Genomic DNA, 15,220 nt, shown 5'->3' on the forward strand with positions numbered 1-15,220 from the left:
TCAAATTTGTGTGGCCTTTCATTCCTTCTCAGGTATATTTAAGATTTTAACACATTCAGCATTCTCTTTTATTCGAAGAAAATAGACTGAGCTTTGCTTTGATGGTAATCAAGTAGCTCTTTTAAGATAGAGTTAGGGTATCAAAAACTAAATCCTAGTATTGAGTTAAAGTCATCCTATATCAACATTTCATAGACAACATATTACACGAAATCGTTATTGTGATTATAATTCGGAATGCCAATCTTTGTTAAAACCTCTGTTTATGATTTCCGTAGCTATTGTTGAAGATGAGAAGTTTTATAACAATACCCTGAAAAGGTTGTTGGATATCCACAAGGAGTTTGTTTGTATAGCGCAGCTCTACACAGGTTCAGATGCCTTGGTCCAACTGCCTTCGCTTCGTCCAGACGTGGTATTGATGGACTTGCATTTGCAAGACCATACGGGCAGTGCCATCATCAAGCAATTGAAGGATCAATTGCCAGAAACGAGTTTTGTTGTCATCACCAGTTTTGAGGATGATGAAAAAGTCTACGAATCTTTCCGTGCTGGTGCGGTTGGTTATTTGATAAAGGGGGAGAGCATGGAGAATATTGTCAAGGCAATTCATGATGCCTTCAATGGTGGAGTCCCTATGTCCAATGCCATTGCACAGAAAGTCGTGCGATTTTTCCGGGATCAAGAAACAAAGCCCAACAAGTCTATGGGTTTATCAAAGACCGAGCAACAGGTATTGGAGCTATTGGCGAAAGGGCAGCAATACAAGGAAATTGCCTATAGTAAAAATGTTTCCGTTGAAACCGTTAAGAAACATATTAGCAATATTTATCGGAAATTGGGGGTAGGTAATAAAGTTGAAGCTATTAACTTTTTGCGACAAAACAGTTAACTCCCAAATATGATCAATGAAACTTACTTCAGTTTACTGAATATCGGGTTTAACATTTGTTTTATCCTGTATTTGGTGTTCAAATATTTTTATGAGAAGCAAAGTCGATATTACCTGTTTTTGGCTTTATTGAGCCTGTCCTTCGCAGTTAACCTCATCCTCCGCTTAGAAGTGGTGAATGGCGATTTTACTTGGGTGCGAGTCTCCAGAAAGGCAGTAGTGCTGTTTTTTTATGTCTTTATGCTTTCTTTTTTAGATCTACGCTCGAGTAAACTTGTCCGTTATAGTCTGATTGGAGGGATAGTTTTTATTGGAATAGGTATAATATCCAGGTTGTTAATGTCCGAGAATCCCACTTTCACTTCTATTAATACCTGGTATAAATCCCTCTATACCGCTGTTGATCTTTTCCTAATTGTCGTTCTGCTATACCACATCAGTATGGATCGTCGAGGATATAACAAGTATATTTTTTGTGGATTATTGGCAGTAATCCTTTGCGCAGTGCTGATTTACTTTGGGGATAGCTGGTTTGGGCTCAATCGATATGTTTCGGGATTTATCATTTTTCAAGTTGAAATATTAGTCTGTTTTTGTTTTTTCTTTTTGGCCATTATCACCAAGGAGAATGAGCAAAAAAGAGAAAACGAGCGCTTGGAGAACTTGGTGAAAACGCAAAAGTTAGAAAAGGAAAAGTCATTGCATCGCGAGCGCGAGCGAATTGCCTTTGATATGCACGATGAACTGGGGGCAGGGATATCTGCCATTAAATTGCAATCAGAGATTCTGAAAAAGCAATTACCTCAAGAGCTGAATTCAGAAGAGATCGATAACCTGATTAAAATCTCCGAGCATATGAACCGTTCCATGCGCGAGATGCTTTGGTCTATTAATCCGGATAATGACAACCTCAAGAACTTTGAGGAGTATTGTATTCGATATGGCGAATCTTTTTTCGATTGCACTGATATTAGCTTTCAGTACCATTCCAATTTGGAAAATCCCGAGTCAAAACTACATGCAGAAGTTCGGTATAACCTGTTACTCATCCTTAAAGAGGCTTTTAACAATTGTGTGAAGCACAGTCAAGCAAGTGAGGTCAGCTTGACGATCAATGCCGATTCACAATTCATAAATATTGTCATTCAAGATAATGGAATTGGGCTTTTATCCGACAATAAGGACGGATATGGACTAAAGTCCATGCGCAAGCGTGTAGAGAAGCTGCGTGGAGAAATCGACTTCCAATCGGATGATAACGGAACGAAAATTACAGCCACTGTCTTTACCAATTTTTAATATTCTTTATATCCTCATTCCCCTTTTTCAGTATTGTTGACTTTATGACAAAAAAAATCTCAACTTTTAATTTTAATATCGTAATATTGCGATATATAATCTGGTATAATATCCATGGGAATTACTAAATCCGACATTTTTAATGCCAAGCAGAACCGATTGGCCAATTACTTTAAGGTATTGGGGCACCCTGCACGTTTAGCTATTTTGGAATACGTAGCCAAGCAAGAGGGTTGTATTTGCAATGATTTGGTCGATGAGCTGGGATTGGCTCAGGCTACCATCTCCCAACACTTGAAAGCTTTAAAAGAAAGTGGTATCATTCAAGGGACAATTGATGGGAAATCAGTGTGCTACTGCATTAATCAAGAAGTTTGGGGAAGTATTCAAGTAGAAATTAAAGACCTCTTCAAACAGGAGCTTAGCGTTAAGTCTTGTTGTTAAAAAATTTTTAACCCCATACATCGTAATATACCGATATGATTATTCCTAACATAAAAATGAACAGCTATGAAACTATCAGCTATTAAGGCATTATTGCCGACATTAGATCAATTAACATTTGTTGTAGAAGGTGGGGAGGAAGTCCCTGCTCATTTCCATGTAACAGAGGTTGGTCAAATCCAACGTGATTTCATCGACTGCGGAGGTGTTGTCCGTCATGAGAAGTTTGTAAACTTCCAACTTTGGTTCGCGAATGATACCGATCATCGTTTAGAACCCGGAAAACTATCCAAAATTATCACACTTTCTGAAGAACAATTGGGTTTACAGGATGCAGAGGTAGAAGTAGAGTACCAAGGGGCAACTATTGGTCGTTTTGATTTGGAATTTGATGCTACTAAATCCCTTTTCGTTCTTCGTAATAAACAGACAGCCTGTTTAGCAGAGGATGCATGTGGTATTCCAGCAGAAAAAATTAAAAAACCTTTGTCGAGTTTGAATGTCATTTCATGCGCGCCTGGATCAGGTTGTTGTTAATTTGAGGAATTAAGATGAATCTTACAGAACGAAAAGCGCATTGGGAAAAGATTTACCAGAGCAAGGCTTTGGAAGAAGTAAGCTGGTACCAACCCAATCCGGAAGCATCTTTGGCTTATATTCAATCTGCCAACTTGGATAAGGATGCGCAAATAATTGATGTTGGTGCGGGAGACTCCTTTCTGGTTGACTATTTACTGGATCAGGGATATGAACATATCACGGTTTTGGATATCTCGGAGGAGGCCATTGCACGTGCTAAGAAAAGGTTAGGAGATCGTGCTGAACTAGTAAACTGGGTGGTTTCCGATGTGGTCAATTATACTCCGGATCAAACTTTTGATTTCTGGCATGACCGTGCTGCCTTTCATTTCCTAACTAACCCGGCTGATCAAGAAGCTTATGCAGCTTTGGTTTCGAAGGCTGTCAAGTCTAATGGAAAAATGCTTGTCGCCACGTTTTCTGATCATGGCCCTACCAAATGCAGTGGAATTGAAATTCAACAGTACAGCGAAGAGCAACTGGCTCAATTTTTCTCGAAAGATTTTTCCATGCTTTCCAGTCAAAGACTAATTCATCCCACACCATTTGCTACCGAACAGGAATTTTTATTTGCCTACTTTGAGCACCAATAAATGGAAACAGCAATCTATCCTAAAATAGGTGACTTCTTAAATTCCCTCGATGCCAATCAGGTTTCCTCGGAAAGAGCAGCGGTTTTAAAGGAATTAGCCCATCAGGTAAAAGAACGCCTTGAGCAAGGGCTTCCTGTTGAACTTCGTTTCATTTGCACCCACAATTCCCGTAGAAGCCATTTTGGGCAGATATGGGCTCAAGTAATTGCTGAACACAATGGAATGTATGAAATTACTTTCAGTTCCGCAGGGACAGAGATAACCGCCTTAAATCAACAGGTAGTTCATACGTTGATCCGGCAAGGCTTTGAAATTCCTATTCCAGAACAAAAGTCGAACCCTCACTATGAAATTCAATACGCTGATAATAGAGCAAGCATCCTAGCGTTTTCCAAAAACCTCCAAGAAGAAAGCCTTTTGAAAAGTAATTTTATAGCCATCATGACCTGTTCAGAAGCCGATCAAGGATGTCCGTTCGTACCAGGAGCACTTTCACGAGTAGCTTTACCTTTTGAAGATCCCAAAATAGCCGATGGTACAGCTGAAGAAGAGAAAGTGTATCTGGAAAGAAGTATTCAAATAGCTCGTGAAATGAAACTCCTTTTTCAATATATCGTTTAAGAATTCAGCATTAGAATAGTGTATTTTTTCAAATAGCTTTTCGTATAAATTCATTTGACTATCATTCGGATTTCCTTAGGGTTTGCTTAGGGTATGCTTAGGGTTAGCTTAGGGTTTGCTTCGAGACTCTCAAGGAATTTCCTTGGATCTGATAGGGATCTCCTTCGGATCTCGTTCGCTTCTAACCGAACGAGATCCGAAGGAGATCCGAACAAGTTCCGAAGGAGATCCGAAGGGTTCTCGAATCCAACCCCTAGCAAACCCTAAGGAAAGACGATTAGAATACAGACAAAAGACAACAGAAATAGATAGGAGATATGAGACCACTGCGCTGTTAGATGTGAGACAAACTGAGGAGACAACAGACGAAAGACGCCAGGTTTTAGACCTATTGACGAGATAGAATTTATTGGATTTTGGATAACGGTCGAAGCATGCTTCGACCCTACAGTTATGGTGGTCTGGACAACAAAATCACGATTGTTTGTAGGGGCGATGCATGCATCGCCCGCCATAACCCTACCTTATGAGGCCGCTACGTTATTAGATGTGAGACAAACAGATGAGACAACAGACGAAAGACGCCAGATTTTAAACCTATTGACGAGATAGAATTTATTGGATTTTGGATAACGGTCGAAGCATGCTTCGACCCTACAGTTATGGTGGTCTGGAACAACAAAATCACGATTGTTTGTAGGGGCGATGCATGCATCGCCCGCCATAACCCTACCTTATGAGACCGCTGCGCTACTATATGTGAAACGAAGGACAGATGACATAAATGTCTGTTATTTGATGTCTGTTTTCTGAAATCTCATTTAATAGCGCCTTTACGTAGTGGCAGCTATCAGCGCAGCGGAATGTTTACCCGATTTTTTAGTATTTAGAGCATTAAAAAGAAATTGAATGAATTCATTTTTCTGGTTTTTAATGCTATTTGAAAAGATTAAGTGCTTGATTTTTTGTTGTTTGTTGGTTTTAATGACGATAAACGAAGATTTTTTAACAAAAAGTTTGGCAATTAAAATGTAAAGTCCTATTTTTGTACCACTTTAAAGATGACAGCAAGTCATTGACGAGAATCCTGAATAGCTCAGTTGGTTAGAGCATCTGACTGTTAATCAGAGGGTCGCTGGTTCGAGCCCAGCTTCAGGAGCACAAAACAACAAGCCGGCCTAGATGCCGGCATTTTTTTTATTTAAAAAAAAGCATTCATGAGTTTAGTAATTGTAGGTACAGTTGCCTTTGACGCCATCGAGACGCCATTTGGTAAAACCGATAAAATTGTAGGTGGTGCAGCAACATTTGCTGGTTTGGCCGCTTCATTCTTATATCCGAAGGTGAAATTGGTTTCTGTGATTGGTGAAGACTTTGGTGATGAAAACCTATCCATCCTGACTAACAAAGGGATTGATGTAGAAGGTGTAGAAATTATCCCTGGGGGTAAATCATTCTTCTGGTCTGGAAAATACCACAATGACATGAATAGTCGTGATACTTTAATCACGGAATTGAATGTTTTGGCTGATTTTGATCCCAAAATTCCTGCAAACTACCAAGACTGTGAATATTTATTGTTGGGTAATTTGACTCCTTCTGTTCAAATGGCAACATTAGAACGCTTAGAGAACAAACCGAAATTGGTCGTTCTGGATACCATGAATTTCTGGATGGACATCGCGATGGATGGTTTATTGGAAGTGTTGAAGAAAGTGGATGTATTGACCATTAATGATGCTGAAGCAAGACAATTGTCTGGAGAATACTCTTTAGTAAAAGCTGCAGAAAAGATTTTGACAATGGGTCCTAAATACTTAATCATTAAAAAGGGTGAGCACGGTGCCTTGTTATTTGGCGAAGGTCAGATTTTCTCAGCTCCTGCATTGCCACTTGCTGATGTATTTGATCCTACAGGTGCTGGTGATTCATTCGCTGGTGGATTTATTGGTTATTTAGCAAAATTACAGTCCATCAACTTCACCAACATGAAAAATGCATTGATCTTTGGGTCAGCATTAGCATCTTTCTGTGTAGAGAAATTTGGTACAGAGCGTTTGCAAAACCTAACAAAAGAAGAGATTAATGAACGAATTCAACAATTTGTTCGTCTTTCTAAATTTGAGATTGCAGAATAAAAGAATAGGAGAGCAGGCGAATAGTATTATTCCAAGTTTTCCTGATATGACCTGAAAGGTCAAAAAAGAATTTCATAAAATCCCAAATGTTTCCAGTTTGCTGAAAACATTTGGGATCTTTTTTTATCAGCTGTATTCGTTGAAAGCTTATTCGGCTTCAAATTTATACGCTGCCAAGGTTTTTTTCATGGATTTCCGAGCCACATGTATTCTAGTTTTCACAGTTCCAATAGGAATCTTTAAGTGATCGGAGATTTCATGGTATTTGTAACCTTCGAAATACATCGTAAAGGGCACATAATACTCATCGGAAAGTTTAGATAAGGCATAATTGATGTCTTCCATGACAAATTTGTTTTCGCCTTTATTCTTGGCCGCTGACACAACTAGATTTGTTTGGGAGATTTCCTCTTCCTTGGTGATGAAAGAGTTTGTTTTAACAACTCGACGGTAATTATTGATAAACGTGTTTTTCATAATGGTATAAAGCCATCCACGAAGATTTGTTCCGTCTCTAAAATTCTTGAAGTACGTTACTGCCTTCAATAACGTGTCTTGCACTAGATCGTTTGCATCCTCTGAATCTCTCGTGAAGTTTCTAGCATAACTTCGTAGGGATTCCGAATGTTGTACGACTAATGAGTTAAAATCGAGCTTGTTCATACAATTAGTGATTATAGTATAGTTAAATGATGCGATTCGCAGGTTAACCTACGCTAAGTTTCAATAACATTGTCACTTAGGAGTTAAGCTAGTTGCAAGGATTGTGCAAGAAAATGATCGGAAATGTGGAATATTCCGGAATGGACTTATTGACTTTCGTCTTAAGAAAGCTTAGATTTATTGATAATCGTTGCTTAGAGCCCGTTGAAGGCGATTTGTTGTTTTATAATAAAATAATTTCGACGTTCGCGAAAATGTGGAAAACTTTTATAAGAGGTTAACTTCTTGTTCCAAGTGTATACCAAACCTGTTTAGTACATCGTCCACAATAGTAGACGCTATTTGAAAGATCTCATTTCCAGTTGCATCACCTACATTTGTGATGACCAAAGCTTGATTTTTCCACACTTGAACTTGTCCGACTTTTTTACCTTTCCAACCGCATTGCTCTATTAACCAGCCTGCTGCGATCTTTTCAAAGTTTTCATTTATAGGGTAATGAACAATATCGGGAAATTGATTTTTTAACGATAGGAATTGTTCTGCGGAGATAATAGGGTTTTTGAAAAAACTTCCGGCATTTCCGACTGTAGAAGGGTCTGGAAGTTTCTCTACACGGATATGGGATACCACTTCGGCAACATCTTTAATAGAAGGCTCTGAGATGCCTCTTTTCTGAAGCTCGGCCTCAATTGCCCCATAGGAAGTGTTTACTTTTCCAAACAGTTCTAATTTATAGGTGACACTGCAGATAATGAACCTGCCTTTATGATGCTTTTTAAAGATACTGTCTCGGTAGGAGAACTGACAATCATCATTGGAGAAGGTGACAAATTCACCCGTTTCGGTATCAAATGCACGGCAAGAATAGAAGATGTGCATCAATTCTTGTCCGTATGCACCGATATTTTGAATAGGCGATGCACCAACTGTTCCTGGGATAAGTGCCATGTTTTCCATTCCTGGAAAATCATGTTCAATGGCATACCATACCAAGTCATTCCATACCTCACCAGCTTCGGCCGTAATAAAAACATGAGAGGCTTCAATGAAATGTTGAATTCCTTTATTAGCCATATGGACGATCAATCCGGGGTAATCTTTCGTGAATAGCACATTGCTACCTCCACCGAGAATGAAGAATTCAGATTGAAATAGCTGTTGGTCAAAAAGGTCTACGAGCGTACGCTCATCTTGGATCTTGATGTATTGCTCGGCAATGGATTCAATACCAAAACTGTTGAGCTTTTTAAGGGAGATGTGTTGCTGTAGTTCGTTTTTCATTTTTTTGACCGAATCTTTTAAAAGTTCGAAAAATTAAGCTATCTTTAGTTAAGGCGTAAAGATAGGGAAACGCTAAAATATTAACTAATTAAATTGTTCATGGCAAAGAATGCAGATGCGAAAAGAATAAAGATATTGGAAGCCGCCAAGAAAAGGTTTGCTCATTATGGTCTTGCAAAGACCACAATGGCAGAAATTGCGCAAGATTTATCGTTCTCAAAAGCATTACTGTATTATTATTTTCCAGATAAGAATCGCCTGTTTGCTGCGGTTATGGAATTGACCATAGATGAATTATTAGAGCAGAGTACCATTAGCATTGAAAAAGCTAAGACGGTCCAAGAGGCCATTGATGCCTTTTTAGAGACACGATTGAAAATTATCAAAGAAAACTACAATGTATTTGAGTTTTCATATTCCTTACGTGCTGATATGCCACCAGATCTAGAATGTGTCACTCCGGTTTTGTTTGAAAGAGAGATTGATCAAGTGCGAATGATATTAGAAAATGGGGTTGCGACAGGTGAGTTAAAGCCTATAGATGATATTATGGTAACTGCGAAAATCCTATTAATATCCATGTTAGGCATGCGGTTAGGGATATTGAAAGAATTCAAGAATCTATTTTTCCCACCAACTAAAGAAGAATTTGATTATATCTTAGAGCTACAACGTAAATTGTCGAAGATCTTCATTGATGGCTTAAGAGGCTAGGTTCTTTTTCAGGATGTCCAATATGATTAAATTGGCGTGTACTCTAGAATTTTCTATAAACCATAGGTGCGTATTTAATCCTCCACATACCACTCCAGCTAGATAAAGGCCTTCCACATTAGTTTCCATTGTTTCTGGGTTATGCACTGGGATGCACGGCGCCGCATCAGGTACCTCTACACCAATTTTCCTTAGGAAACTAAAATTAGGTCTATAACCCGTTAATGCCAGGACAAAGTCATTTTTTAAGTGTATGGTGCCTTCGGCTGTCTCTATTTCTACTTCTTCCTCGGTAATGTTGGTGATATTGGAATTGAAATAAGCCTTGACTTCACCAAATGCTATGCGATTATCGATATCCGGTCTTACCCAGTATTTTACCCTTGGGCTAATTTCAGGACCCCGAACCACTAAAGTAACTTCAGCACCCTTACGGAAAGTTTCTAAAGCTGCATCAATTGACGAATTGCTCGCACCAACCACAACGACCTTCTGATTGGCATAATAATGTGGGTCATCGTAATAATGTCGAACCTTGGGAAGATCTTCTCCAGGTACATTAAGGTACATAGGGATGTCGTAAAAGCCTGTGGCGATAATGACCTGCCTAGCCATATAATTGCCTTTGCTGGAGTTAACATGGAAAATGCCTTCTGCTTTTCGAATAATGTTGACTTCCTCAAATAAGCGACAATTCAATTGAAATTTACGCTCTACACGTCGATAATACTCTAGCGCTTCTGCACGCTTAGGCTTTGGATTAGTCGTCACAAAAGGTGTGTCACCAATCTCTAATCGCTCAGACGTAGAAAAGAAACTCATGTTAATGGGATAATTGTACAGGGAATTTACCAGACAACCTTTTTCCAAGATGATATGACTTAAGTTGTTTTTCTTAGCTTCTATTCCGCAGGCTATGCCAATGGGACCTGCACCCACAATAAGTATATCGTAGATATTATCCATTTGTTATTTCCAGTTTTTCCAATTGAATGCTTTTTTCCTTCTGCATGACATCCACGGTAGATTTATATAAATCTGCAGATATTTTATTTAAAAATTGCAATTGCTCTGTAATTAATTTGGACTCTTCCGGGTCAAGGGTATCGGCTGTAAGCTCGGGGAATTCGGTCACTTCCATGAAATTCTCTTCCTCCGTTGGTTCCAATAGAAGGGTGGCCTTGGAAAGGTTAGTCAATATTTTCTTTAATATCACCAAATGTTCTTTGGTGTAATTTGTCTCTGTCGCCTCGGTCAATTGACTTAATAGCGTTGCTCCGTAAGAGGATAAAATATGATTTAGGATAACAAATCTATTGACTTCCTTGGTGCTTTTCTGTCTCCATTTAGGTTCAGAAAGCATACGCTGAAAGGTTGATCCCATATTCGCTGAGGAGATGTACAATTGCTTGCGTGCAAGTTTATAGCTCGTCACACTGATGGTTTCACCATAGAGAATCCGCACGGCTTGAGACAGGTAATTGTAGTTGGCAATAAGGACTTGCCGCATATTGCTCTTGATCTGGAAACTTTCCCAACTTGGGAATATGAGGTAGCTGGAGAGAAAGGCTATCATACCACCTAAGAAGGTGTCAAATACTCTTTCCTTAGCCATGACAAATGTATTTACACCTGTAAAGCTCAGCATGATCATCACATAAGGCGTCATAAACAGTACGGCAACAATATAATTGACACGGAATAGGCTATAGGCAGTCAGGAAAAAGAAGATCAAGAGGATAAATCGGATGACCTCATCATGTATAGTCATCAATACAATGGCGCCGATGACTCCACCTATGATGGTTCCCATAAGTCGTTGAACGTTCCTTTCCTTGGTTAGACCAAAACCTGGTTTCAAGATCACCATAATGGTGAGGAGAACCCAAAAGGAACCCATCTGTCCGATGTTAAAGAAGTTGAGGTTTAATATCAGGTAGGTCAAGGACATGACAATGGACATGCGTAAGGCATGCCTGAAAATGGTTGAATTTAAGGAAAGGTTATCCTTGAAGCTACGCCAGTTGATATGTTCTGTTTGAATAAACTTATGTGCTTCTTCAATTTCTTGTTTATGAACCTTGTTTGGTCGAATAACACTGTAATTGTAAATGTTATGAATGAAAACCGTAATACTTCGAATACTGATTAGGATTTTCTTCAATGGGATGATGTTCAATCCTTCTTTCTTTTCCAATCTGTCAATGGAAACGAGTATATAATCAATATCCTTAGTGAAATTGTAAAGTGGTTTAGGTGCTCTATTGGCGTTCAATTGGTAAGCCAAATGATCCAATTCATTAGCAATCTTAATCAGTAGAATGCGGTATTCCTTTAATATGCCGGTGTGCCCATAAGTCTTACGAATGAGTTCATAATCGTAATGGGTGGTCATGGATTGCTCAAATAGATCCACGATATCGTTGAAGGTTAATGTCAGGAAACGCCCAATTTTAGTGGTATCCTTAATGGATCTTTTACTTTGAAAAAGAAGGTCCCTAACATTCTCCTGGTGTTCATGTACCTCGATTTGTTTGTCGATAAGTTTACTGTAGTTCTCATCGAAATCCGCACGGACATCATAGAAATTTGCCCTTAGACGGATGAAATCACCTACATGTCGAATAGATTCGGAAAGCTCTTGTTGGGCGAGTCGGTATGGTCTTACCTGTGTCAGGGAGAAACTAATCAGCATGTACCACAGCGCACCAATGATGAAATAGCCCAAGAACATCCATTCATCATGTACTTCCTTGCTATCATCTACATACATGAGCATAATCAGGATACCCATGGAACCAACAGTGGCTGCCCGGGCGTTGAAGACAGCGAACATGGAGTAGATAAAACATAAAAGCGCAATGACAACCGTCATTAGCCAGATATTACTGTTCACCAAAACCGTGATAAACTGTGTGGCTAAGCAGACGATGAAACTGGCAATCATACCGGTTCTACGATGACTTGGCGCACCTGGTGTGTCGGATAGACCGACCAATAAGGCACCTAAAGAGATGTAAGTTCCTAAGATAAATTTGCCTAAAAGCGCACAGATGATAATGGGTACAATACATCCTATGGTGATGCGCAAGCCATCTGCAAAGTATTGGCTGTAGAAGAAATTACTGATATCTTTCGTTTTCATCATGGCTTGTCCGAACAAAGATAAGCAAGGCTTGTTTATATTACGATATTAGCGGGTTGATTTTTTGTATTGCAATATAGGTTTTTGAATTGAAAAAGGAGGATTTTTGATAAATTGTCAACGAAATAAATTTAATAGTGTAAAAATTACAATTAGTACCTGATAAATCTATTAAAATGATATATTTGTAGGATTATTATCCTATCGAATCGGGATTTCACGAGATACTTAAAAAACTATGAGATTAAGTCAGAAAAAAGCAGCTTTTCAAAATCAAGTGCTGACGCGTTTTGATTTGTTCAAGAGCCTGTTTCTAACACTTCCATTCCAACGCGTTCGCCACACAGGGACGCTGTTGCCATTTTTTACGACACATTGTGAGCAGGGTGTAGAAAAACACCAGACACCAGAGCGAATTATTGACAGCTTCTTTGATCAATACGAACAGTACGTGCAAGAAGATGATCGCTTGGATTTGTTGTTTCGAATTGTTCAATACGTAGAAAGGCAGGTGGTATTGTTTGATGCGGTAGAAGATTCTGCATTTAAATCCGTAGGAAAGAGCGATGAAACCGGGGGATTAGATAGCATCTTAGGTGCTACACAGTCGAACCCACAAACCAGAAAACAGGTTATCAATCGGTTAAAAGAAATGTCCGTGCGCTTGGTATTAACGGCTCACCCGACACAGTTTTACCCTGGACCTGTATTGTCTATCATCAACGATTTAATTGAGGTATTAAAGAAAAACGATATTCCTAAAATCCATTTGCTGCTTCAGCAATTGGGTAAGACTCCATTTATCAATAAACTGAAGCCTACGCCTGTTGATGAGGCAGCGAGTTTGGCTTGGTACTTGGAAAATGTATTCTATAAGGTGGCTTCGGATATTCAAGCTAGAATTGATGATGAATTGGAATTGTCGACCAAAGAGCTTGATCATTTAATTGAATTAGGTTTTTGGCCAGGAGGGGACCGAGATGGTAATCCGAATGTGACTTGGGAGAGTACCAAGAAAGTGGCAACCTTGCTTCGTACCATACTTTTCCGTTGTTATTATCGTGATTTCCGAGTAGTAAAACGTCGTATTACTTTCCGTGGAGTTGAAAGTTATATGGAAAAGCTACAAGAGTTGTTTTATGATAATAGTTTTAATCCGGTGGAGAATCCAGTGGATGAAACGGAGAAGATTTTAGAGAACTTAACAGCAATAATCCGTGTTCTTCGTGAAGATCATGATGGTCTTTTCGTTGAGATTGTAGAAGATTTGAAGCGTAAGGTATTGACTTTTGGTTGCTATTTTACCACGTTGGATATTCGTCAAGATAGCAGTGTCTTGCGTCAGACTTTCAATTGGTTGTTGGAAAATTATCCAACAGAAACGGGTATATCATTGGAGGAGATTGGTGATTCAGAGGAAGCAAAGGAGCAGCATATCAAGTTCACAGAGCATAATCTGGCTTTAAATGAAAGTGCTGAGCCTTTGGTGGAAGATACCTTGAAGGTCATTCAATTGATTAAGCAGATTCAGCAATCAGGAAGTGAGCGAGCGGTTCAACGTTTTATCATCAGTAACTGTCAGCAGGCATCCGATATTTTAGGTTTGATGCAACTGTTCCTGTGGCAGGGTTGGAAGAAAGAAGATCTAACTATGGATTTTGTTCCATTGTTTGAGACGGTAGATGATCTGAAGCATGCAGCAGATGTGATGCGTAGTTTGTATTCCAATGAGGTTTATGCTCGTCATTTGAAAAAACGTGGAAATAAGCAGACGATCATGTTGGGATTTTCAGATAGCACCAAGGATGGGGGTTATTTGATGGCGAACTGGTCCATCTATAAGGCGAAGGTTGAGCTAACAGCCATATCTAGGGAATACGATATCGACTTGATTTTCTTTGATGGTCGTGGAGGCCCTCCAGCACGTGGTGGTGGTAAGACACAACGTTTCTACGCCTCGATGGGCAAGGAAATTGAAAATAACCATATTCAATTAACAATTCAAGGACAGACGATCAGTAGTCAATACGGGTCTTTGGATTCAGCAAGATATAATATTGAACAATTGATTCAAGCGGGATTGGTATCGGATTTACAGCAAAAAGTAGGGGATACCTTGACACCAAAACAAAAGGATGTTATTGATCAGATGGCGGCGGAAAGCCACCATAAATTCTTAGAATTAAGACATCATCCGCAGTTCTTGCAATACTTGGAAACCTTGAGTCCATTGAAAGCCTTGTCTTCAATCAATATCTCCAGTAGACCGATGAAGCGTAATTCGGGTAAGGAATTGCGTTTGGAAGATTTGCGAGCGATAAGTTTTGTGACTGCTTGGAGTCAATTGAAGCAAAATATTCCGGGATTCTTTGGTGTTGGAACAGCCTTACAATGGGCTGAGGACAATAACTTATGGTCTTATGTGAAGAACCTATATGAAACATCGGGAATGTTCAATACGGTGATTGATAACTGTATGATGTCGATGACAAAGTCAAATTTCCATATCACGGCATACTTGAAAGATGATCCGGAATTTGGGGAATTCTGGACCTTGCTGAAAGAAGAGTTTGATTTGACCAAATCGTATTTGATGAAGCTGACCGGGATGGAGGAGTTAATGGAGAATTATCCGGTGGAGAGAGCATCTATTTTAGAGCGAGAGAAAATAATTTTGCCTTTGTTAATCATACAGCATTATGCGATTCGATTATTGGAAAAACAAGCTGTAAAGGATGAAAAAACAGAAACTTATCAGAAATTAATTGGCCGTACGATCTATGGTGTGGTGAATGCTGGGCGAAATTTAGCTTAGAATGAATATGATTTGTTTATAAATAGGCATTAA

General features: G+C 39.2%; 13 protein-coding genes and 1 tRNA gene. 10 read left to right on the forward strand and 4 right to left on the reverse strand.

Translation table 11 applies throughout. The features are described 5' to 3' along the window. The first annotated feature begins 265 nt into the window (after positions 1-265). From ACP6L2_RS14765 to ACP6L2_RS14800, 8 genes are all read left to right on the forward strand, one after another. Positions 266-892 carry a response regulator gene (locus tag ACP6L2_RS14765; RefSeq protein ID WP_440510090.1) on the forward strand — a complete coding sequence of 209 codons (627 nt, stop codon included), beginning with the start codon at positions 266-268 and terminating at the stop codon, positions 890-892. A 9-nt stretch (positions 893-901) separates the two neighbouring features. Continuing rightward, on the forward strand, positions 902-2,191 hold the full coding sequence (locus ACP6L2_RS14770) for a sensor histidine kinase (protein WP_440510091.1): 1,290 nt from the start codon (positions 902-904) through the stop codon (positions 2,189-2,191). A 114-nt stretch (positions 2,192-2,305) separates the two neighbouring features. Next, the gene (locus ACP6L2_RS14775; RefSeq protein ID WP_440510092.1) at positions 2,306-2,635 is read left to right on the forward strand and encodes an ArsR/SmtB family transcription factor; all 330 of its coding nucleotides are present in this window, start codon (positions 2,306-2,308) and stop codon (positions 2,633-2,635) included. Positions 2,636-2,701: 66 nt separating this feature from the next. Continuing rightward, positions 2,702-3,172: a DUF6428 family protein gene (locus ACP6L2_RS14780; RefSeq protein ID WP_344673594.1), complete on the forward strand. Its 471-nt coding sequence runs from the start codon at positions 2,702-2,704 to the stop codon at positions 3,170-3,172. Positions 3,173-3,186: 14 nt separating this feature from the next. Further along, a complete protein-coding gene (locus tag ACP6L2_RS14785; protein ID WP_440510093.1) occupies positions 3,187-3,807 on the forward strand; it encodes a class I SAM-dependent methyltransferase in 621 nt (206 codons plus the stop codon). Beyond that, entirely contained in the window at positions 3,808-4,428 is a 621-nt protein-coding gene (locus ACP6L2_RS14790) for a protein-tyrosine-phosphatase (protein ID WP_440510094.1), read from the forward strand. It abuts the gene before it with no gap. A 1,085-nt stretch (positions 4,429-5,513) separates the two neighbouring features. Beyond that, positions 5,514-5,587, forward strand: a tRNA-Asn gene (locus ACP6L2_RS14795). Positions 5,588-5,645: 58 nt separating this feature from the next. Continuing rightward, positions 5,646-6,566, forward strand: coding sequence for a PfkB family carbohydrate kinase (locus ACP6L2_RS14800; protein WP_440510095.1), 921 nt, complete (start codon positions 5,646-5,648; stop codon positions 6,564-6,566). 147 nt (positions 6,567-6,713) lie between these two features. Here ACP6L2_RS14800 and ACP6L2_RS14805 read toward each other — a convergent pair whose 3' ends face one another. Continuing rightward, a complete protein-coding gene (locus tag ACP6L2_RS14805; RefSeq protein WP_344673598.1) occupies positions 6,714-7,229 on the reverse strand; it encodes an RNA polymerase sigma factor in 516 nt (171 codons plus the stop codon). A gap of 267 nt (positions 7,230-7,496) precedes the next feature. Then, positions 7,497-8,513 carry a UDP-N-acetylmuramate dehydrogenase gene (gene murB / locus ACP6L2_RS14810; RefSeq protein ID WP_440510096.1) on the reverse strand — a complete coding sequence of 339 codons (1,017 nt, stop codon included), beginning with the start codon at positions 8,511-8,513 and terminating at the stop codon, positions 7,497-7,499. A gap of 99 nt (positions 8,514-8,612) precedes the next feature. On the opposite strand from murB, the gene ACP6L2_RS14815 reads away from it, so the two are divergent. Further along, positions 8,613-9,227 carry a TetR/AcrR family transcriptional regulator gene (locus ACP6L2_RS14815; RefSeq protein ID WP_344673600.1) on the forward strand — a complete coding sequence of 205 codons (615 nt, stop codon included), beginning with the start codon at positions 8,613-8,615 and terminating at the stop codon, positions 9,225-9,227. Here ACP6L2_RS14815 and ACP6L2_RS14820 read toward each other — a convergent pair. Together ACP6L2_RS14820 and ACP6L2_RS14825 are read right to left on the reverse strand one after the other, a co-directional pair. Beyond that, positions 9,216-10,193, reverse strand: coding sequence for a YpdA family putative bacillithiol disulfide reductase (locus ACP6L2_RS14820; protein WP_440510097.1), 978 nt, complete (start codon positions 10,191-10,193; stop codon positions 9,216-9,218). The two genes, ACP6L2_RS14815 and ACP6L2_RS14820, sit on opposite strands and share 12 nt — an antisense overlap. After that, the gene (locus tag ACP6L2_RS14825; RefSeq protein WP_440510098.1) at positions 10,186-12,375 is read right to left on the reverse strand and encodes an FUSC family membrane protein; all 2,190 of its coding nucleotides are present in this window, start codon (positions 12,373-12,375) and stop codon (positions 10,186-10,188) included. Before ACP6L2_RS14825 ends, ACP6L2_RS14820 begins: the two co-directional genes overlap by 8 nt. Positions 12,376-12,610: 235 nt before the next feature. On the opposite strand from ACP6L2_RS14825, the gene ACP6L2_RS14830 reads away from it, so the two are divergent. Further along, positions 12,611-15,187: a phosphoenolpyruvate carboxylase gene (locus ACP6L2_RS14830; protein WP_440510099.1), complete on the forward strand. Its 2,577-nt coding sequence runs from the start codon at positions 12,611-12,613 to the stop codon at positions 15,185-15,187. Positions 15,188-15,220 lie beyond the last annotated feature (33 nt).

The sequence above is a fragment of the Sphingobacterium lactis genome (assembly GCF_051951495.1).
Classification (GTDB): Bacteria; Bacteroidota; Bacteroidia; order Sphingobacteriales; family Sphingobacteriaceae; genus Sphingobacterium; species Sphingobacterium lactis_A.